This window comes from Pyxidicoccus trucidator, assembly GCF_010894435.1.
Classification (GTDB): Bacteria; Myxococcota; Myxococcia; order Myxococcales; family Myxococcaceae; genus Myxococcus; species Myxococcus trucidator.
The window spans coordinates 336,555-356,280 of record NZ_JAAIXZ010000009.1 but is presented as its reverse complement, the minus strand read 5'-3'; the positions used below and the strand labels follow the sequence as shown (position 1 = coordinate 356,280).

The following is a 19,726-nucleotide window of genomic DNA, read 5'->3' as shown; positions in this document are numbered from 1 at the left end:
TATTGCCGCAATACGCCGAATCCCGCCACGTGCGGGAGCGGGGGACCCAGGTTCGTTGGGGCGAGTCGCTCGAAGTCGAGTGTAGGGCTGGTTCTCTTGGCCCGAGTCCGTCAGCTAACCCCGCAGGCGTCGAGGAGAACGCAATGTCTTCCGACCCCAGCAGTCACGGGCCGGGCTCGCCTACGTCCGCGAGCTCGGCCGCTCCCGTTTCCACCCCGCCGTCCCCCCGCGAGCCCCTCGCACGCCTGGCCCCTCTCGCGCTCGGCGCGCTGGGCATCGTCTACGGCGACATCGGCACCAGCCCGCTGTACGCGCTGCGAGACTGCTTCAGCGGTGAGCACGGCATCGCCCCCACGCCGGACAACGTGCTGGGCGTGCTGAGCCTCGTCTTCTGGAGCCTCATCGTCGTCATCTCCGTGAAGTACCTCGGCTTCGTCATGAGGGCGGACAACCGGGGGGAGGGCGGCATCCTCGCGCTGCTGGCGCTGGTGGTGCAGCGCGGGGGCGGCGCGGGCAGCGGGGTTCGCCGGGTGGTGCTGCTGACGCTGGGCCTGTTCGGCGCGGCGCTACTCTATGGCGACGGCGTCATCACCCCGGCCGTGTCCGTGCTCTCCGCCGTGGAGGGGCTGGGCGTCGCGACACCGCTGTTCAAGCCCTATGTAGTGCCCATCGCGCTGGCCATCCTGCTCGCGCTCTTCTTCGTGCAGAGCAAGGGCACGGGCGGCATCGGCCGGGTGTTCGGCCCGATGATGGTGGTCTGGTTCATCGTCATCGCCGTGCTGGGCGTTCACGAGCTGGTGAAGAACCCCTCGGTGCTCCAGGCGGTGGTTCCCACGCATGCCGTGCGCTTCTTCGTGCACAACGGCTGGCACGGCTTCCTCGTCCTGGGCGCGGTGTTCCTCGTGGTCACCGGCGGCGAGGCGCTGTACGCGGACATGGGCCACTTCGGCTACCGGCCCATCCGCCTGGCGTGGTTCGCCCTGGTGCTGCCGGCGCTGCTGCTCAACTACTTCGGGCAGGGCGCGCTGCTGCTGAGAAATCCTTCCGTCGCTTCCAACCCGTTCTTCCACCTGGCCCCCGACTGGGCGCTGTACCCGCTGGTGGGGCTGGCCACGGTCGCCACCGTCATCGCCTCCCAGGCGCTCATCTCCGGCGTGTTCAGCCTCACCCGGCAGGCCATCCAGCTCGGCTACTGGCCCCGTCTGGAAGTGGTGCACACCTCCGCCGAGGAGAAGGGGCAGATCTACCTGCCGGGGGTGAACCTCGCGCTGCTGCTGGGCGTGGTGGCGGTGGTGCTGGGCTTCCGCTCCTCCACCGCGCTCACGGCCGCGTACGGCATCGCCGTGACGGCCACCATGGCCATCACCACGTGCCTGGCCTACGTGGTGGCGCGCGAGCGCTGGGGCGTGCGGCGCTCACTGCTGGTGCCCATCGCGGCGCTCTTCCTCGCCGTCGACCTGTCCTTCTTCGGCGCCAACATCGTCAAGGTGGCCCACGGTGGCTGGCTGCCGCTCACGATGGGCGCCGTCCTCTTCACCCTGATGACGACGTGGAAGCGCGGCCGCGAGCTGCTGGGGAAGAAGCTGCACGCCTCGTCCCTCGGCCTCATGGATTTGCTGGAGAGCTTCGGAGAGAACGCGCCCCACCGGGTGCCGGGCACGGCCATCTTCATGACGGGCAACCCCGAGATTGCTCCCAGCGCGATGCTGCACAACCTGAAGCACAACAAGGTGCTGCACGAGCAGACGCTGCTGCTCACCATCACCACCGAGGACCTGCCCCACGTCCCGCCCGCCGAACGGGTGAGGGTGGAGAACCTGCCGCTGGGCATGCGGCGCATCACCGCTCGCTACGGCTTCATGGATGACCCGTCCATTCCGGACATCCTCAAGCGCTGCCGTGAGGCGGGGCTGCCCTTCAACGTCATGAGCACCAGCTTCTTCCTCGGTCGCGAGACGCTCATCGTCGGCAAGAAGCCGGGCATGGCGATGTGGCGCGAGGCCATCTTCGTGTGGATGAGCCGCAACGCCCGCTCGGCCACCGCCTTCTTCCGGATTCCGCCCAACCGCGTCGTCGAGCTGGGCGCCCAGGTGGAGCTGTAGCGCGGCGAGGGACGCCCCGAAATACCAGGGCCCGCCGCGGCCACGGAAGCACCGTGTCCACGGCGGGCCGGGGGCCCGTCAATTCCTGACGCGCGTCACTGCGGCGCGGGAGCGCTGACCTTCTTCGCGGGCGGGCGGTACTTCATGCCCAGCTCGTTGAAGACGAAGGAGTAGACGTCCACCTCCTCCTCGATACGCGCGTTGAGCGGGGTGCCGGCGCCGTGGCCGGTCTCCGCGTTGGCGCGCAGGAGGATGGGGCGCTTGGAGCTGCTGGCCGCCTGCATCCGGGCCACCATCTTCCGCGAGTGGAACGGGTCCACGCGCGGGTCATTGGCGCCGGAGGTGAAGAGCACCGACGGGTACTTCGTCCCGTCCTTCACGTTGTGCATGGGCGAGTACGCGTGCAGGGCCTTGAACTGCTCCGGGTCCTTCACGGTGCCGTACTCGGTGATGTTGAACTGGCCGTTGGGCGTCAGCTCCACGCGCAGCATGTCGTAGATGCCCACGCGGGCCACGACGGTGCCGTACATCTCCGGGTGCTGCGTGACGGCCGCGCCCATCAGCAGGCCGCCGTTGCTGCCGCCCTGGATGGCCAGCTTCTTCGGCTGCGTGTACTTCTGGTCCACCAGCAGCTTCGCGGCGGCGTAGAAGTCGTCGAAGACGTTCTGCTTCTTCGTCAGCGAGCCCTCGGCGTGCCACTTCTCGCCGAACTCCGAGCCGCCGCGCAGGTTGGCGATGGCATACACGCCGCCCTGCTCCATCCACAGCCCGGCCAGCACGTTGTAGCCCGGGGTGATGGAGATGTTGAAGCCGCCGTAGCCCGTGAGCAGCGCCGGGTTCTTCCCGTCCAGCTTCGTGCCCTTCTTCTTGAGGATGGTGACCGGCACCTTGGTGCCGTCCTTGGACGTGGCCTCGGTGCGCACCACCTCCACGTCGCTCAAGTCGAGCGGCGAGGTGCGCGCCAGCGCCGTCTTCGTCACCTTGTTGTCCTTGGCCGAGTACCGGTACCACGCCATGGGCTGCACGAAGCTGGAGTTGACGAACAGCACGTCGTCCCCGCTGCCCGAGCTCACCAGCCCGCCCACGGACGACACCGGCAGCGTGGGCACCATGCCCAGCGCCTGGCCCTTCAGGTCCACCATGCGCAGCTGCGACGGGCCGCCGAGCTGCTCGCTGATGTACAGCCGCGTCTTCGCCGGGAAGAAGCCCTGGATGCTGGCCTCGCCCTCCGGCACCAGCAGCGTCGCCTTGTCCAGCGTGGGCGTGGCCAGCGGCAGCCGCAGCACCTTGCCGCGCGGCGCGTCCTTGCGGCTCAGGAGGTACAGCGCGTCGTCATGGCCGAAGGCGGCGCGGATGACCTTGTCCTCGAACTTCGACACCTGCGCCCACTGGCCGGACGGGCCGCGCAGGTAGAGCATGTACTCGCCGCCGTCACCGTTGGCGACGACCGCGGACGTGTACTTGCCGTCGTGGGACGTCTCCAGCTCCGTCATGGCGATGCGCGGGAAGTCCTTGCCCAACGCGTACGTGTCCTTCTCCGTGGGCGTGCCCAGCTGGTGGTAGTAGACCTGCTGGAAGAAGTCGCGGTCCGCCGCGGGGCGCTCCTCGCCGCGCGGGTAGCGCGTGTAGAAGTAGCCCGTGCCGTCCGCGTTCCACGCGAGGCTGCCGCCCGCGGTGCCGCCGTTCACCTTCGGCACCATCTCGTTCGGCATCGCCTTGCCGGTGGCCACGTCGTAGATGGTGACGTCACCGCTCTCCGTGCCGTTCTTCGACATGGAGACGGCCACCTTCTTGCCGTCCTGCGTGGGGACGTACCAGTCGATGGAGGTGTGGCCGGACGGGTCCACCACCATGGGGTCCACGAGCACGCGCTCCTTGGACGTGTCGTCCACCGGGCCCAGCACCACCAGGAACGCCTGCTGCTTGGGCGGCTGCACCTTCATGGAGAAGAGGGTGCCGCCAGCCTCCTGCAGGCCGCCGTAGCCCGGGGACTTCCAGCCGAGCAGCTCGGTGATGCGCTGGCGCAGGCCCTCGCGCCCGGGCAGCTTGTCCAGCATCGCCCGCGTGTACGCGTTCTGCGCGTCGTTCCACTCCTTGACCTTCGGCTCCGAGGACGCCTCCAGCCACTGGTACGGGTCCTTCACCTCCGTGCCGTGGTAGGTGTCCACCTTCTCCTGCTTCTCGGTCACGGGCGGCTTGGAGGTCCCTTTGGCCGCGGGGGCGGCGGGGACGGCCAGGGGCAGCATCAGCACCGCCGCCGTCAATGCGCTCTTCAGCTTCACGGTTCACCTCGTGGGTGGGGAAGTCGCGCGCAGCCTGCCACGTCCTCCCGCCCCCTGGCGCACCTTCCGCGCACTGGGAATGTCGTCGTCGCCCGGGTGTTCGCACGCATTCCGGCCGTCCTGGCGGCGGGAATGCGGCGCGTCAACCCCGGTACCCGGGCCGTCAGCGCAGGGGCAGCTCCACCAGCGCCGCCGCGAAGCGGTCAAAGGCCTCGCTGGAGGGCAGCGCGGTGCCCTCGTCCATGTTGCCCAGCATCAGCGCGAAGACGACGCGCGGGTGCAACGGGTCTCCAGGGCGGTCCACCACCCCCACGAAGCAGCGCTGTCCGGAGAGGCTGCCCGTCTTCGCGCGGATGCGGCCGGCGGTGCTCGGGGTGACGGGCCGGGTGGCGAGCGTGCCGTCCTGGCCGGCCACGGACAGGCTGTCCACCAGCGCGGCGCCGTAGGGCTCCCGCAGGCTGGTGAACAGGACGCGCACCAGCCCTCGCGCGGTGGCCATGTTGTAGCGGGACAGGCCGCTGCCATCCACCGGCCGCAAGTCCCTGGTGGGGATGCCCCGGCGGGTGAGCTCCCCGGCCAGGGCGGAGCGCAGGGCCGTGTAGGTCTCCGTGCCGGTGCGCTCGCGGGTGAAGCGCAGTCCCAGCCGCTCCGCGTAGAGGTTGAGGGACTCCTTGTTGGTGGCCTTCACCAGCTCCGACAGGGGCGGGCTGACCAGGGTGACGAGCGGCTCGGGCACGGGCGGGCGGAGCGGGGCGGGCGCCTCCAGCGTCATGGGCAGCCGTCGCACGCCGCGCTGGAGCAGGGCCTCCTCCACGCACGCGGAGAAGAGGACCTGCGGGTCGTCCACCGCCAGCTTCACGGTGGCGGAGCGCGGGCACTGGTTGGCGGGCGAGCGCCACACGCAGCGCACGCCGGGCCCGCCGCGCTGACGCACACAGGAGAGGTTGGCGCGCTCGGCGCTCATGTCCACGCTGACCACGGCGGGCAGCGACGCGAAGGCGGGCGTCAATTGCACGGTGGGCGGCTGCGCGCAGTCCACGCCGTCCGCGCGGGACAGCGACAGGTCCACCACGTTCTCCCGGAAGACGAAGGAGGTGGGGGCGGCGCTGTAGGCATACGCGGCGTCGTCCCACGCCCAGCCCGGGCCGAAGGGGACGTCGGACTCGTCGGTGCCGCGCACGCGCACCTGCCCGCGCCACTGGCGGATGCCGCGCGCGTGCATCGCGTCCGCCACCTGCTCGCAGGCCAGCGCCGTCTCCGGGAAGCGCCACGAGCCCAGGGACGGGTCTCCGGCGGCCTCCACCACCACGTCCCCCAGGAAGAGGCCGTCGGCCAGGGCGCCCTTCAGCGCCACCGGCGTCTGGTAGCGGAAGTCGGCCCCCAGCGCGGAGAGCACCGACGCGGTGGAGACCACCTTCATGGTGGACCCGGGCAGCAGGCGCACGTGCTCGCGGTGGGTGTAGAGCGGCTCGCCTGTCACCGCGTCCACGACGTAGGCGCTCGCCAGGGAGCCCTCGTCCTCCAGCGTGTCGAAGAGGGACTTCGCGAGCGAGGGGAAGGAGGGCCCCTCCGGCCGCCTGTCCCGGAAGCAACCGGCGAGGCAGAGGGAGGCCAGCAGCGGGACGAGGAGGACGCGGCGCATGTCGGCGGCCACGCTACCGCCGCATCCCGGGTCTGTCATGCGAACCCGTGAGAGGCAGCACACGTCCGACGGGGCCGGTCGTCTGGTATCCGACCCGCCCGTCCTCGTGCCTCATGGGGTCCTGCTGCACGGTAACGCCGGCCATTAGCTTCAGGAAGCCATGTCGGAATCATCGAAGCCCGCGTTTCCGAGCAGTCTCGTCCTCGACCCTCAGCTGGCGGCGGATGTCGCGGCGGTGGGCCGTATCGGCGCCGTCAAGACAGTGCTGCGGCTGCTCCTGCAGGCCACGGGGCTCCGGCTCGGGGTGGTGACTCGCGTCACGGCCGAGTCCTGGACGTGCTGCGCGGTGCTGGACGAGGTGAACTTCGGGCTGCACCCCGGGGATACGCTGGAAGTCGCCACGACATATTGAAGCACCGTCCACGGCGCGGTCGCGCCGCTCGTCATCAGGCAGGCAAGCGTGGACCCCCGGTTCACGCACCATCCGGCGCCGAAGCTCTACGGCATCGAGAGCTATATGGCCGTGCCCTTGTTCCGGCGGAATGGGGCCTTCTTCGGGGTGCTGTGCGCAATGGACCCGCGCCCGGCGGATGTCGGCGAGGACAAGCTGGAGGTGTTCCACCACCTCGCGGAGCTGGTGGGCTACCAGCTGGAGCAGGAGGACGAGCTGGGGCGCCGTGACGCCCAGCTGCTCGGCGCCAGGGAGGCCGCGCAGCTGCGCGAGCAGCTCATCGGCATCGTGAGCCATGACCTGCGCAACCCCCTCAACGCCATCACCCTGTCGACCGCGACGCTGATGCGCCGCACGGACCTGGATGACCGGGCTCGCCGCGGCCTGAGCCGCATCCTGGAGTCCGCGGACCGGGCCAACCGGCTCATCCGAGATCTGCTCGACTTCACCCAGGCCCGCATGGGCCAGGCGCTTCCCGTGAAGTTCAAGCCCATGGACCTCCAGGTGCTCACGCAGCAGGTGGTGGACGAGGTGGGGCTGGCCACGCCCGGGCGGCGGTTCGACCTGGAGAGCACCGGCGACGGGCGGGGCTCGTGGGACTCGGACCGCATTGCCCAGGTCCTCACCAACCTGCTCACCAATGCCGTGCAGTACAGCCCGCCGGGGACGCCCATCCGGGTGAAGACGGAGGCGGAGGCAGGGCAGGTGGTCATCTCCGTGTGCAACCAGGGCCCCCCCATTCCGGAGCACATCCTGCCAGGCCTGTTCGAGCCGATGACCCGCGGCGCCGACAGCGGCAGCGAGCTGCGCAGCATCGGCCTGGGGCTCTACATCGTGGACCAGATCGTCCGCGCCCACTCGGGCAGGGTCGAGGTGGAGTCCACGAGAGAGGCGGGCACGACCTTCCGTGTCCGCCTGCCTCGGAACGGGTAGCGCGGGGCGACCGCGTCAGCTCGCTTCCGCCTGGATATCCAGGCCCAGCGCCTCGCGCGCGAAGCGGGCCATGCGTTCGAGCCACAGTCGGCGCTCACTCGAATTGCGGCGTACTGCGGAGAATTGCCGGGTATCCGGTATGCCTCCGGGGGCTGGGACTGTCACGCGGACATGCAGTCCTGCTCGCTGTGGGTGCCCACGCGCGGGGAGTGTAGCTGCGCGGAAGCGGAGGAGGTGGGCCTTCACGGTGGTGGCGGGAGGGGCGCGGACGGGCGAGACTGCGAATCAACTGCAACACGAGTGAGGCGTTCCATTTCCACCACAGGCGCACCGGCCGCGGCCGGACGATGGCATGAGAGCATCGAGCGACAGCTCGGACCGCTGTTGGGTGACTTCACGGCGAAGATGGCGCTACAGACAGCGGCGCTGCGCAGCCTGAAGCGTCCGGTGGAGTCGCTCACCCCCGCGGACCTGCCCGCGCTGATCGAGGGCCTCAGGCCCATGCTCAACACCTTCCTTGGCGCCGCGCGTGCCAAGGCCGTCCTCGAAGCGCTGACGGCCCATCCGGAGATGCGATGACCCCCCGTTTCAATGAGCGCTCGGTCGCGGTGATCGCCGCCGGGCTGGTGCTGTTGCACGCCGGCGCCGTGCTCTTCTCGCTGCAGACCCCCGCGAGGCTCCCGCTCATCCATCAGTTCGCCGGGCTTGCCGCCTCGCTCGTGGCCATCCTGGGCACGGTGCTCGCGGCGCGTGGCTTCTCCGCGGGCGACTACCTGCGCCGCGTGTGGACGCTGTTCGCCGCCTCGGCGGTGCTGCTCCTCGTCGCGTCCCTGCTGCGCGTGGGCTGGATGGTCGCCGTCCCGGAGGTGCCCTTCGAGCACTCGGCGCTCGCCGCCGTGCGCACGCTCGCCGTGGTGGTGCTGAACCTGCTCAATGCCGGGGCGCTCGTGCTGCTCGCGCTCACCTACCGTCGCTCGGGGCTCCAGCCTCCCAGCAGTTGGAAGAGCCACGGGCTTTGGGCGCTGTGCACCGTGGTGGCGCTCGCCATCGTCCTGCCGCGGCTGAGCACCAACGTGCGGCTGCTCATCGACGGCGGCGCCTCCGGCTCGCAGACGCTCGCCAGCGTCGTCTCCGCGTTCGGCGACCTGGTCACCATCGTGCTCGTGGCGCCCATCCTGCGTGTGGCGTACATGATGCGCGGCGGGAAGCTCGCCTGGGCGTGGTGGGCGATGGCGGCCGCGGGCGCGATGTGGATTGTCTTCGACGCCCGCCCGTGGGACCGCATGGAGGGGCCGCTCGCGCTGCTCGCCGTGGCCCGCACGGCGGCAATTGCTCTCAAGGGCCTCTCCGGCGTGCTGCAGCGGGTGGCGCTGGAGCCCGAGCCCGTGAAGCAGGCGGCCCCTTCGACGCTGCGCGCTGCGTAGGGGCCCTCCGCGGCGGAAGGACGGAGTCCGGGGCTGACCGCGCCCGCTCCGCCGTCACGCGACCCATCATGAATCCGCGACGCCATGACATCAGCGTCAGCGTTCATGGGGCCGAGGTGAACGCGTAGCCGTGACGGACCTCGGACACGCACTGGCAGATGGCTTGCACTGGTGCCGCCCGGGGGCCGGAATCATGGACGGAGTAGTCACGTGCCACAGTCGTTGGCCCGTTGGTTGGAACGCTGGTTCACGCCCCTCTTGCTCCTGGGGCTGCTCGTCAACCTGAGTGGCCTCTGGGTCCCCGTCGCGGAGCCAGATGCGGCGCTCTACGGCACGCTGGCCCGGCGGATGGCGGAGACGGGCGACTTCGTCAGGCTCGTCCTGGCGGGGCAGGACTGGCTGGACAAGCCCCACTTTCCCTTCTGGGTGACGGCGCTCTCCTTCCGTCTCTTCGGAGTGGGAACGCTCAGCTACAAGCTCCCCGCCCTCCTGTTCTGGGGGCTGTCGCTGGTCTACACGTTCCTCCTCGCGCGGCACCTCTACTCACGCACCGTGGCGCGGCTGGCGGTGCTCCTGCTGCTCTCCGCGTACCATCTGGTGCTCTCGAACAATGACGTGCGCGCCGAGCCCTACCTCACGGGCCTGCTCGCCGGCAGCCTCTACCATCTGGTGCGCGCCCACGAGCGTCGGTTCAGCGCGCATCTGGTCTGGGCCGCGCTCCTGGCCGCCTGTGCGGTGATGACCAAGGGGCCCTTCGTGCTCCTCGCGTTGGGTGGAGCGCTCCTGCTCCAGTGGGCAGTGCACCAGCAGTGGAGTGAGCTCCTCCAGCCGCGCTGGTGGCTCACCCTGGCCCTGGTCGCGCTGTTCATCCTTCCGGAGCTCGCCTGTCTCTACGTGCAGTTCGACCTCCATCCCGAGAAGGAGGTCTTCGGACGCACGGGTGTCTCCGGGCTGCGCTTCTTCTTCTGGGACAGTCAGTTCGGCCGCTTCTTCAACACCGGCCCCATTCGCGGGAAGGGAGACCCGTTCTTCTTCCTCCACACGCTGCTCTGGGCCTTCCTGCCCTGGTCGCTGCTCCTCTACGCCGCGTGCTTCTCGCAGCTGAAGCGCTGGTGGAGACAGGGGTGGGGGGACCAGGAGCTCTTTACCTGGGGCGCCGCCGGAGTCCCCCTGCTGGTCTTCTCGCTCTCGCGCTTCCAGTTGCCGCACTACGCGAACATCCTCTTTCCCTACTTCAGCATCATCGTCGCCGTGTGGCTGACCCGGTGGGAGGCCACTTCGCGCCCGAGGGTCCTCGCCTGGACGCAGACCGGAGTGGCGGTGTGCATGGGGGTCCTCGGGGCCCTCGTGCTCGGCTTCTTCCGTCCTCCCCAGCTCGGGTGGGCGGTGCTCTGGCTGGTGGGTTGCGCGGGCCTGACGTTCGCCTGCTTCCGGAGCACGGACGTGGCCGGTGCCGTGGGCCGGAGCTTCGGGGTGGCGCTCGCCTTCTGCGGCACGCTCAACCTGTTCTTCTTCCCGGAGCTGTCGCGCTATCAGGCGGGGAGCAATGCAGCCCTGCTGCTCAACCGTCAGCCCCCTCGTAGGACGGGGGTCTTCGAAGTCTCGGCCTACTCGTTTCACTTCTACGCCCACGCGACAGTCGAGCACTGGGACCTGGAGGCGCTGACGCAGGCGACGCGGACCGGCCCTGTGCACCTCTTCCTGCCGGAGGAGCGTGTGCCGGTGCTCGAGGAGGCAGGTCTGTCCGTGCGCCAGCTGGGCGCATTCGATTCCTTCCGCATCACCCACCCGACGCGTGCGTTCTTGAATCACGCCACCCGGAAGGGGGTGCTCCGGCCCATGCTCCTCGCGGAGGTGACGCGCGCCCCAGGGCAGGGATTGCAGGCCGAGCTGGGCGCGTCCGATCCGCGGTCCTGGTAGTAAGGAACCCATGCGGCTCGATGAGGCGGGACAACAGAGCACGATTCCAGAGCTGATCTCCCAGTTCCAGGCACGGCCCTGGCACCGGGAGTTCGCGGAGCTCGCATCCACCACCCCCGCGCCCATCTCCGTGCGGCTCTATCGCTCCGGTTGCCAGACGGAGGAGCCCATCGAGACGGGCAGGGGCCCCTATGTCGTGGTCATCGACGGCGACTTGACGACGACGGAGCACGCCGGTCTGTGGACGGATGACTACACGCCAGCGTGTATCTGCATCACGGGAATGCTGCGTGCCCGTTCGCTCGCTTTTGCCAATGGCGCCCGCATCTTCGTCGACGGCGGGGTCCAGCTCGCGGGAGCCTGTTTTGGCCAGTACGGTGACCGCAACGCAGTGCTCTCCGTCGGAGGGGAGCTTTCGGCGAGCGCGCTGTTCCTGGACACGTACACCGCCGCCTATGCCAGCGGCGGCATCCGGGCGCTCATCTATGCCAGCACGCGTTACTGGGAGCAGCTCGAGCCCGACATAGCCAACGAGCGGGAAGGGGAGGACGGGCGGTTCTTCCCGCCCGCGCTGCTCGACAGGTACGGCGATCTCGACTTCGAGCTGGCCATCGCCGCGGCGCGCGCGGGGGAGCCCCTGTTCCTGCCGGGGGTGGAGGAATCCTTTCCAGCCCGGCTCCAACCACGTCCGACGTAGTCGACGCTATGTCCGGACTCCCGAGCAGGGGCGGCGTCGTCGGCCGTGGCGGGGCTGGCGCGCGCCGTGGCATCGTCCGCGTGCCATGACGACTCCGAACCTGAAGCCCGAGCCTCCGTCCACGCCTGACGCCGTGTTCGCCAGCCTGCTGACGCAGCTGGAGGCGGCGGGTCGGGCACCGGCGGAGGCGCCCCTGTCGCCGTCGACGCCCGAGGCCCTGGCGGCGGCCCTGTTCGACGTCGCGGCGAGGACGGGCGCGGCGCTGTTCTCCGTCTGGGCGGCGGAGGACTACGACGAGACCGACGCGGAGGGCGGGGGAGCGACGCCTGCCATGCGAATCAACGCGGGCCTCTCGTTCTTCTTCATCACGGAGGACTCGCCGGACCGGGTGGGGCTGCTCGCCGCGGAGCGGGTACCGGTACGGCAGCCCATGGCCTACGCGCTGTACCGGCCGCTGGGGCAGGCGTTGGCGGCGTACGCGAAACGCGGCGCGGATCCGAGGATGCCCCAGCGCGGCGGCGTCTCCTTCCCCTCGGGCGCGGCGGACCCGGACCTGGTGTTCCGGGTGACGTTCCGCGACGACGCGTTGGGCACCTGGACCACGGCGCTGGCACGAGACCGCGAGACGCGTCAGGCGTTCCCGAGCATCACCCGCCTGCCGCTCGCCGCCGACGCGGGGACGTTCCTGGAAGCGCACTTCCGGGAGCTGGGCAAGGCGCTGTTCAGCGGACAGCTGGTGCTGCTCACGGGCGCCTCCGGAACGGGTCGGAGCACGACCCTGCGCGCCCTCATGGATGCGCTGCCCGACCACGTGCATGCGCTGGCGGCGGTGGCGGAACCGAAGGGCGGCGCGGGCAACGCCATCGGCATGGTGAGGGTGGGACAGGAGCGGACCGTGGCGCAGGCGGTGCGTTCGTTCCTGCGGCAGGACCCCGACCTCCTCTTCGCGGACGAGGTGCGCACGCTGGAGGACCTGCAGATGCTCTGCAACGGAGCGCTCACGGGGCACGGCGTGGCCTGTGTCCTGGAGGCGAAGACTCCCGAGGACGGCTACGCCTGGATGACCGAGGCGATGCCGGGCCTGCCCCTGATGCCCCTCATCGTGCACCACACGCGCGACGCGGCGACGGGCACCTTCGCGATGACGCTCCACGAGGTGAAGCCCATGGAAGACGGCAGCACGCTGCGCATCGTGCCGTGGACGCCGTCAGCCTGACGCGCGCGGGAGAAACAGGCCTGCGACGCCTGACAGTGAACACGCTCGAGGAGGAAACCATGTTCCAGCTTCAAGACACGCATTCTCATGCGCCGGTACTGGCGCTGACCGGACTCGTGGCGCTCGTGGGGCTCACCGCCTGCGGGTCGGAGGGCACCGAGGCCGCCTCCACCACGAGCGAGGCCACCGCCACCGCGCGGTCCTCCGCGCTCGTCACCCTGGGTGGAGACACCTCCTGCGCCTGGGGGAGCCTGGACTGCAACCTGTGCATCCCCGACGTGCCCGCGCGCTTCGCCGAACTGAGAGATCATGGCGAGGTGCTCGGCTTCAACCCGGGGCCGTTCAACTTCAACGTCGCCTACCCGGGCAGCAACCACTGGGAGGGCATCCAGCGCCTGCCGCTCGACTACGGCCGCTACTTCGTCCTGTCCAAGCGGGATGGCAATCCCGGCGGCAACGTGGGCCACCTGGTCCACATGGCCACCCGGAACGGCGAGGGGCTGCGCTTCCGCTCCAACCGGCTGGCCACCACCATTGCCCAGCCCGAGGACACGGCCCCGCCGGGGGATGACCGCGCGGTGACGGCGCTCCCCGTGCTGGAGGGCTACACCCACGGCGGAGGCATGCAGGCGGTGGGCAACATCGTCGCCCTGCCCATGGAGGAGGGGCCCTGGGCCGGGCGCATCGCGCTCTACGACTACAACTCCACCCTGAGCCCGAGCCCGTTCGCGTTCATCTACGGCAACACCGCGAACGCGGGGACGGCGTCTCTCACGAAGCTGTCCAACGGGCGCTACCTGCTGCTGCTCGGGCAGTACGACGCGAAGTCGCTCGAGGTCTTCTTCTCCACCGAGAGCAACCTCCGCTCCGGCACCAACCAGTGGAGCCGCACGGATCAGTGGTACGACTGGGAGCTGGCCTCCGGCGAGTGGGGGCCCTTCCAGAACCTCAACCTCGTCACGGACTGCAACGACTCGCAGCTCTACATGGTGGGCACGCGGCTGGGCGGGCTGCGGTGGGGCGCCGTCAGCGATGACTACGCCCACCTCTACCGGGTGAACGTCGACGGCCACATGCGCCTGGAGCATGTCGCCTCGAAGCACCTGTACTGCAGCAATGATGGCTCGCGGCAGTGCAACCTCGACGCGGCCGGCGGCATCTTCGTCGGTCCGGACCGCAACCTCGTCCTCTACGCGACGGAGCACGCGGATGACGGCCCCGCGGGCTCGGTGAAGCTGGTGGAGTTCCGCAACATCTGGGCGGACGCCGGGTGCGGCTCCGACCTCCAGCACGCCTATGTCGACTTCTACGACGACTCCGACTTCAGCGACCGCGGCTTCATCTTCGACTACGCGGACCGGAGCCTGAAGAACTGGGCCAGCTTCCACAGCATCGACGCCTTCAACGACAAGGCCTCGGCCGTCCGCTGGTGCATCCCGCCCGGCCACCGCGTGCGGCTCTACAACGACTCGAACTACGGCGGCAGCTACAAGGACCTCATCGGCAGCGGCACCATCCGCGAGGTCAACCTGAACAGCTGGAGCTTCGGCGACAAGGTCTCGTCCGCGCGCTGGCTGGCGTTCTGACCGACCCGCCGCGACTTCAGCGAGTCGGGGCGGGTGGCGCGGCGAGCGCGAGCCTCATGCAGACGCGGCTCTCGGGAGGGAGGCCGAGCTGCGTTTCCTGGGCGCGGATGGTGCGCAGCCCCGGCCCCTGCTCGTCGGCTCGGAGGATGCGGAAGCCGAGGCGCTCGTAGTAGGGCGCATTCCAGGGGACATCCCCGAAGGTGGTGAGCAGCAGCGCAGGGTAGCCTTCCTCCCGGGCCCACTGGCCGAGGAGCTCGAAGAGGGCTGCACCCAGCCCCTGCCGCGCATGGGCCGGGTGCACGTCCGTCTCGACGATGAAGAGGTCGCCGTCCACAGGCTTGCAGATGGCGAACGCCGCGATGGCGCCATCCTTCGCCACGGCCACCCACACGCCACCCTGCTGCTGGTGCTCGTGCAGTTGCTCGAGCGACTGCACCGGGAGCTCGGCCGCATCCGGATGTGGCGAGTGGCGGAACTGCTGTGCCGCGAGGTGCTCGACGTCAGGGAGGGACGGTAGCTCCCCGGGGAGGGCGCGTCTCAAGGTGTAGCCGCGGTAGCTGCGCTCCATCGTGTCCTTCCGTCTCGGCGCTCGTGGCGGCCAGGCTCAAGCTATCTCGGTTCGAGCGCCATTGCTCGCCTGCCCGGGCTCCTTCGAAGGGGCAAGCCTCCGGAGGCCTGGCCGTGAAGCGCCAAGAAATGCACGTCTTCACCGCCCTCGTCCGCGCCGAAGTGTTCATGAGAGGTGGAGCACCCTATGAATGAAGAAATGAGTCAAAGGAAGCCCGAGCGCGAGCAGACCGATGGCAGCCTTCGCAACGAGCGTGCGAAGACGGACGGAGAGCTGGAGAGGAAGCGGGCCTCGATAGAGGCGGACTCGGACGAGGTTCTGGCCCGTGCGCAGGGCCGCGCGGATGACGTGCTCAAGGCAGCCCGCGCGAAGGCCGACACGGCCGGCGTCGGTTCGAGCGCCGCGCTCCGGGGCGAGCGGACTGAGGAAGACCGCGCCCTGGCCCAGGAGCGCAGCGCGCAGGCCGCTCAGCTGACCAGCGAGCGTGAGGCGCGGCGGCGAGCGCTCGCCGAGCTCCTTCGCTTCGAGCGGGATGAGACCGACAAGGACCTGTTGCTCGAGCGCAAGGGGGCCGATGCGGCGTTGGGCACGCGCGATGACTTTCTGGGGATGGTCAGCCATGACCTTCGCTCGCTGCTGGGCGGCGTCGCGGTGAGCACAGCCCTCCTGGTGAAGGAGGCGACCCACGACGAGAGCGGCAAGCAAGTCGTGAAGCGTGCCGAGGGCATCCAGCGCTTCACGGCTCGCATGAACCGCCTCATCAACGACTTGCTCGACGTCGTCAGCATCGAGGCGGGCCAGCTCCAGGTGAATGCCGTGCCCAACGACGTCACCCAGGTGATGCGGGAGTCGGTCGAAGTCTTCCAGCACGCGGCCTCCGCTCAAGGCCTCTCGTTATCCCTCGTCGAACCCTCCGGTTCGCTCCTCGCGATCTTCGACCCGGAGCGCATCCTCCAGGTCCTCGCGAACCTGCTGAGCAATTCCATGAAATTCACTCGGGAGGGCGGTCGGGTCGAGCTGCGCGCCGAACTGGACGGCGAGCAATGCAGGGTCTCCGTCACCGATACCGGATCGGGCATCCCGGAGGACCTGCTGGAGACGATTTTCGAGCGATTCCGCCAGGTGAGCCGGTTCGACCGCCGCGGGAACGGGCTCGGGTTGCACATCTCGCGGAGCATCGTCGAGGCGCATGGCGGGCGAATCTGGGCGGAGAGCAGCCTCGGCAGTGGCAGCACCTTTCGTTTCACGCTGCCCCGCGTGAGTATGGGCTGAGGTGAACATCAGGACCGCCGACGGGCGGGTGGCCCCGCACCTCAACGCCCGTCCAGCACGCGAGCCAGGCGTGTCACGCCCTCGTCTATCTTCCGCACCGAGAGCGACGCGAAGCCCAGGAGGACGCCCGGCGGCAGCTTCGCCTGGAGGCGGTAGCGGGTGAGCGGTTCCAGGAGGACGCGGTGCGCGGCCGCCGTCGTCACCACGTCCTGCTCCTCGAAGCCGGCTCCCAGCCATCCCACCGTGTCGAGTCCCGCGCCCCCTTCCGGCAGGGCCAGCGCGCCGCCCAGCCGGTTCGCGATGGAGCGCGCGAGCGCATCGCGACGCTCGGCGTAGAGCTCGCGCATCCGGCGCAGGTGGCGAGCGTAGTGTCCGTCCTCGATGAAGTCCGCGAGCACGGCCTGGGGCAGGATGCCGGGATACCGGTCCACCAGGGAGCGGGCTCGCGCCACGACGTCCACGATGGAGTGGGGCACCACGAGGTAGCCCAGCCGCAGTGACGGGAAGAGCGTCTTGCTGAAGCTCCCCGCGTGGAGGACACAGCCGAGGGAGTCCAGTCCCTGCAACGCCGGCAGCGGCCTGGACTCGTAGCGGTACTCACTGTCGTAGTCGTCCTCGAAGATCCACGCGCGCCGCCTGCGGGCCCAGTCGAGCAGCGCGAGCCTGCGTGGCAGGGACATGACGACGCCGAGCGGAGCCTGATGGGCGGGCGTGACGCAGGCCAGGCGGGCCCGGGGCGACGTGTCCTCGCCGGAGGAGACGCACAGGCCCTCCGCGTCCACGGGGACCGGGCACAGCGTGGCACCGGAGGCCTGGAGGACGCGGCTGGCGCCAGGGTAGCCCGGGTCCTCCACCCAGGCCGCGTCTCCGGGGTCGAGCACCAGCCTGGCCACCAGCTCGAGCGCCTGCTGGGTTCCGGAGAGGATGAAGACCTGGTCCGGTTCGCACCGCACGCCCCGCGCCGAGCCGAGGTATGCGGCAATCACGCCGCGCAGCCGCGCATCTCCGAGCGGGTCTCCATCCGCAAGCGCGGCTCCCGACAGCCGCCGGAGCCGGCTGGACGCCACCCGGGCCCACAGCTTCACGGGGAAGGCGTCGAGCGCGGGCCGGTGCGCCACGAAGGCCTGTCCCGCCAGGGCCGCGGGCCTCAGCGGGAAGGGGCTGTCCACGAACAGGCGGCTGCGCCGCGAGAGCGTGGGCTTCAGCGGAGGGTGGGACGTCGTGGTGGAGCGCGGCTGCGGAGGCAGCCCGCGCGAAAGCAGCTCGTCGGGGAGCGTCTCGCTCACGACGGTGCCGGCGCCCACGCGTCCGGAGAGATACCCCTCCGAGACGAGCTGGCCATACACAGCCACGACGGTGCCGCGCGCCACGCCGTACTCACGCGCCAGTTCGCGCGTGGACGGCACCCGGGTGCCGGGGCGAAGGCGACGGTCCAGGATGGCCGCCCGCAGGAGCTCGTATAGATCGCGCTGGCGCGTCCGTGCCCGCAGGGGCCGCTCCAGCGGCGGAAGGTAGGTCGTGGCGCGCCTGGGCATGAGCGGAAGTGGACCAGTAGAAAGGTCCTGAATGGACCTTCTGACTGTACCTCTTCCTCCACATGCTCACCGGGTCCATTACGCAGTCCCGGGAGGTTGCCATGCAGGAGCTTCAACACGTCCAAGGCGCGGAGGCACTCAGGCGCGGGCATGAGCTGCTCGTCAGGCGCCATGTCGAGGCGGAGAACCAGCACCTGATGAGGGAGACGCTCGAAACAGTGCACGAGACGTGCATCTTCGAGGATGTCGCACTCGGCCGGACCTACCACGGCCGCGCGGGCGCGGAGGCGTACTACGCCGAATGGTGGAGCGCGTTCGACGTGGTGGTGAAGGGAGAACGCAAGTACTGGACCGAGGACGGAACACTCATCGCGGAGGCCCGCTACGTCGGACGGCACGTGGGAGACTTCCAGGGCCTCGCCGCTACCGGGAGACCGGTGGAGCTGCGGCTGGCGGTCTTCATCACCTTCCGAGACGGGCTGATGGCAGGTGAGCGCTTCTATTACGACTTGCGCTCACTCCTCGAACAGCTGGGAGCTTCGGGGCTGGCGGGAACAGCCGTGGCCGCGAGCGGCTCGGTGCCCCGGTAGAGCAGGGGGCGGCGAGGCGATGGAGCTCGACCCGAATCGTGTTTGCGACCTCGCGAATCTGGCGGAAGCTGCCGTGAATGGCGAAATACACGGTCAAGCTCTCCGCGGCTCCCAAGGGTCATGAGATTCCGACGTTGCTCAAGGACGTCGGCGGCTGGGTTGGCAAGCAGACGCATGGAACGCTGGGCTGGTTCGATGCGCTCGAAGCCCAGGCCATTCCGAAGGAGTGGAATCCAGACAAGGCAGCCCGGCTTCGCCGTGACGCCTTCGCGTTCCTGAGTCTTCCTGACGGCTCGCTGCTCGCGCTCGTGAACACCGGAGCCAAGGCTCCGCCCGCGGTAGCGCTGCTGGGTTCGGAGGGCGAGGCGCGTACCGTCGCGAACAGCCTCGAGGAGTTCCTGACGCTGTGGTCCACGGGCGAAACGGAGGTCGATGACCTCGACGACGAGGACGGAGCCTCCGGACGAGAAGCGCTGGCCGCGTGGCTGAAGGCGAAGAAGGTCAAGGTGCCGAAGGCGAAGTCCTTTGATTTCGCAGCCTGGCTCGACGGCGACGCCGCGGTTGCTTCCCCTGCGGCAGCGCCCGTGGCCGCTGCGCCCAGGGCCGCGCCAACGGCGCTGATGAAGAAGCTCGGTCCGAAGACGCAGCAACTGGCGTCACTGCTTGGAAGACGCGCGGACGACCCCGAGGTCATCGCCTATGTGACAGGGGTGCTCGGCAAGAAGGTGCCGCCATCGACCAGCGAGAACAATGACTCGGTGAACGTGGAGGCCGCGAAGCACGGCGTCGAGCTCGTCTTCTCGCATGAAGTCCTGAACGAGGCCTTTCCGCAGGTTCCCAAGACCGCGAAGACGTTCATCCCCTACCTCTCCTTCGCGTGGGTGCGGTCGAAGCTTGGCGAGGACGTCCTGGGGGTGCCGTGGAAGGCGACCTCGGAGGCGGAGGTCACGAAGCTGCTCGGCCCGCCCACCGGGCGCAGTGCCGCCTTCGCTGACGAGGATGAACTCACCGTCGCCGACTGGTCCTACGCGCTCGACACCGCGGGGCACGTTGAGCTCCAGGTCGAGTTCGACGAGTCCGTCTCCGTCACCCTCGCCGTGAAGAGCGCGGGTGCGCTGATGCGGTATCCCGACGTGACGACAGGGCTCTTCGTCGGCTATGCCGCGACCCGAGGCCTGTTGGACAGCTCGCGGTTCCCGGCGCACCGCGAGCTGCTCGCGGCAGTCGCAGCGCGCAAGGCAAAGGGGTCGGAGTTCGTGAAGCAGGCGCTTCCGCGCGGCCTCTGGAGTGACCACCTCCGCGATGCGCCGGGGCTCCGCGAGATGGCGTGGCGCTGGTTCCACAACATGAACAATCTGTGGATTACAGCCGACCTCAAGAAGGTGTTCGGAAAGCGCGCGGGCCCGTACGGTCACGACGAGCCCAAGCTCGATGACGACACCTGGGACGCCGTCGACAAGGCGACGGCGATCCTCGACAAGCGCTTCGCGGCGTGGATTGCGAAGTAG

Annotated in this window: 16 protein-coding genes and 1 riboswitch; of the genes, 12 read left to right on the top strand and 4 right to left on the bottom strand. The window is 69.5% G+C overall.

Annotated features, from left to right (window positions below; genetic code table 11):
- Window positions 1-3: 3 nt before the first annotated feature.
- A riboswitch (cyclic di-AMP (ydaO/yuaA leader) is annotated at window positions 4-144 on the top strand.
- Complete coding sequence (locus G4D85_RS25955; protein WP_164016662.1) at window positions 144-2,102, top strand: potassium transporter Kup; 1,959 nt, start codon at window positions 144-146, stop codon at window positions 2,100-2,102. (Overlaps the previous riboswitch by 1 nt.)
- A 95-nt stretch (window positions 2,103-2,197) precedes the next feature.
- Here G4D85_RS25955 and G4D85_RS25950 read toward each other — a convergent pair whose 3' ends face one another.
- Together G4D85_RS25950 and dacB are read right to left on the bottom strand one after the other, a co-directional pair.
- Window positions 2,198-4,384: a prolyl oligopeptidase family serine peptidase gene (locus G4D85_RS25950; RefSeq protein ID WP_164016660.1), complete on the bottom strand. Its 2,187-nt coding sequence runs from the start codon at window positions 4,382-4,384 to the stop codon at window positions 2,198-2,200.
- A 163-nt stretch (window positions 4,385-4,547) separates the two neighbouring features.
- The gene (gene dacB / locus G4D85_RS25945) at window positions 4,548-6,026 is read right to left on the bottom strand and encodes a D-alanyl-D-alanine carboxypeptidase/D-alanyl-D-alanine endopeptidase (RefSeq protein WP_164016658.1); all 1,479 of its coding nucleotides are present in this window, start codon (window positions 6,024-6,026) and stop codon (window positions 4,548-4,550) included.
- 160 nt (window positions 6,027-6,186) lie between these two features.
- Here dacB and G4D85_RS49665 point away from each other — a divergent pair, with 160 nt between their 5' ends.
- The 8 genes from G4D85_RS49665 (at window position 6,187) to G4D85_RS25915 (ending at window position 14,253) form a co-directional block, all read left to right on the top strand.
- Complete coding sequence (locus G4D85_RS49665; protein ID WP_240359498.1) at window positions 6,187-6,438, top strand: hypothetical protein; 252 nt, start codon at window positions 6,187-6,189, stop codon at window positions 6,436-6,438.
- Window positions 6,439-6,471: 33 nt separating this feature from the next.
- The gene (locus G4D85_RS25940) at window positions 6,472-7,410 is read left to right on the top strand and encodes a GAF domain-containing sensor histidine kinase (RefSeq protein ID WP_275900315.1); all 939 of its coding nucleotides are present in this window, start codon (window positions 6,472-6,474) and stop codon (window positions 7,408-7,410) included.
- A 384-nt stretch (window positions 7,411-7,794) separates the two neighbouring features.
- Window positions 7,795-7,989: a hypothetical protein gene (locus G4D85_RS48950; RefSeq protein WP_205525713.1), complete on the top strand. Its 195-nt coding sequence runs from the start codon at window positions 7,795-7,797 to the stop codon at window positions 7,987-7,989.
- The gene (locus G4D85_RS25935) at window positions 7,986-8,834 is read left to right on the top strand and encodes a hypothetical protein (protein WP_164016657.1); all 849 of its coding nucleotides are present in this window, start codon (window positions 7,986-7,988) and stop codon (window positions 8,832-8,834) included. The genes G4D85_RS48950 and G4D85_RS25935 overlap by 4 nt, the downstream gene beginning before the upstream one ends.
- 210 nt (window positions 8,835-9,044) lie before the next feature.
- On the top strand, window positions 9,045-10,754 hold the full coding sequence (locus G4D85_RS25930; RefSeq protein WP_164016656.1) for an ArnT family glycosyltransferase: 1,710 nt from the start codon (window positions 9,045-9,047) through the stop codon (window positions 10,752-10,754).
- A gap of 10 nt (window positions 10,755-10,764) precedes the next feature.
- Window positions 10,765-11,451 (top strand): hypothetical protein, encoded by a 687-nt coding sequence (locus G4D85_RS25925; RefSeq protein ID WP_164016654.1) that lies wholly within the window; start codon window positions 10,765-10,767, stop codon window positions 11,449-11,451.
- 85 nt (window positions 11,452-11,536) lie between these two features.
- Window positions 11,537-12,667: an ATPase, T2SS/T4P/T4SS family gene (locus tag G4D85_RS25920; protein ID WP_164016652.1), complete on the top strand. Its 1,131-nt coding sequence runs from the start codon at window positions 11,537-11,539 to the stop codon at window positions 12,665-12,667.
- A 59-nt stretch (window positions 12,668-12,726) separates the two neighbouring features.
- Complete coding sequence (locus tag G4D85_RS25915; RefSeq protein WP_164016651.1) at window positions 12,727-14,253, top strand: hypothetical protein; 1,527 nt, start codon at window positions 12,727-12,729, stop codon at window positions 14,251-14,253.
- Between the two features lie 16 nt (window positions 14,254-14,269).
- Here the strand turns inward: G4D85_RS25915 and G4D85_RS25910 are convergent, their stop codons facing one another.
- Window positions 14,270-14,821, bottom strand: coding sequence for a GNAT family N-acetyltransferase (locus G4D85_RS25910; RefSeq protein WP_164016649.1), 552 nt, complete (start codon window positions 14,819-14,821; stop codon window positions 14,270-14,272).
- 186 nt (window positions 14,822-15,007) lie between these two features.
- Here G4D85_RS25910 and G4D85_RS25905 point away from each other — a divergent pair, with 186 nt between their 5' ends.
- A complete protein-coding gene (locus G4D85_RS25905) occupies window positions 15,008-16,093 on the top strand; it encodes a sensor histidine kinase (protein WP_164016647.1) in 1,086 nt (361 codons plus the stop codon).
- Between the two features lie 41 nt (window positions 16,094-16,134).
- Here G4D85_RS25905 and pdxR read toward each other — a convergent pair whose 3' ends face one another.
- Window positions 16,135-17,628, bottom strand: a complete 1,494-nt coding sequence (pdxR, locus tag G4D85_RS25900) for a MocR-like pyridoxine biosynthesis transcription factor PdxR (protein WP_164016645.1) — start codon at window positions 17,626-17,628, stop codon at window positions 16,135-16,137.
- Window positions 17,629-17,729: 101 nt separating this feature from the next.
- On the opposite strand from pdxR, the gene G4D85_RS25895 reads away from it, so the two are divergent.
- Window positions 17,730-18,218, top strand: coding sequence for an ester cyclase (locus G4D85_RS25895; protein WP_164016643.1), 489 nt, complete (start codon window positions 17,730-17,732; stop codon window positions 18,216-18,218).
- Window positions 18,219-18,295: 77 nt separating this feature from the next.
- A complete protein-coding gene (locus G4D85_RS25890) occupies window positions 18,296-19,726 on the top strand; it encodes a hypothetical protein (protein ID WP_164016641.1) in 1,431 nt (476 codons plus the stop codon).

Coding starts and splice junctions, on each gene's coding strand:
- G4D85_RS25955 (WP_164016662.1), top strand. CDS start 144: ATGTCTTCCGACCCCAGCAGTCACGGGCCGGGCTCGCCTACGTCCGCG.
- dacB (WP_164016658.1), bottom strand. CDS start 6,026: ATGCGCCGCGTCCTCCTCGTCCCGCTGCTGGCCTCCCTCTGCCTCGCC.
- G4D85_RS49665 (WP_240359498.1), top strand. CDS start 6,187: ATGTCGGAATCATCGAAGCCCGCGTTTCCGAGCAGTCTCGTCCTCGAC.
- G4D85_RS25935 (WP_164016657.1), top strand. CDS start 7,986: ATGACCCCCCGTTTCAATGAGCGCTCGGTCGCGGTGATCGCCGCCGGG.
- G4D85_RS25925 (WP_164016654.1), top strand. CDS start 10,765: ATGCGGCTCGATGAGGCGGGACAACAGAGCACGATTCCAGAGCTGATC.
- G4D85_RS25920 (WP_164016652.1), top strand. CDS start 11,537: ATGACGACTCCGAACCTGAAGCCCGAGCCTCCGTCCACGCCTGACGCC.
- G4D85_RS25915 (WP_164016651.1), top strand. CDS start 12,727: ATGTTCCAGCTTCAAGACACGCATTCTCATGCGCCGGTACTGGCGCTG.
- G4D85_RS25910 (WP_164016649.1), bottom strand. CDS start 14,821: ATGGAGCGCAGCTACCGCGGCTACACCTTGAGACGCGCCCTCCCCGGG.
- G4D85_RS25905 (WP_164016647.1), top strand. CDS start 15,008: ATGAATGAAGAAATGAGTCAAAGGAAGCCCGAGCGCGAGCAGACCGAT.
- pdxR (WP_164016645.1), bottom strand. CDS start 17,628: ATGCCCAGGCGCGCCACGACCTACCTTCCGCCGCTGGAGCGGCCCCTG.
- G4D85_RS25895 (WP_164016643.1), top strand. CDS start 17,730: ATGCAGGAGCTTCAACACGTCCAAGGCGCGGAGGCACTCAGGCGCGGG.
- G4D85_RS25890 (WP_164016641.1), top strand. CDS start 18,296: ATGGCGAAATACACGGTCAAGCTCTCCGCGGCTCCCAAGGGTCATGAG.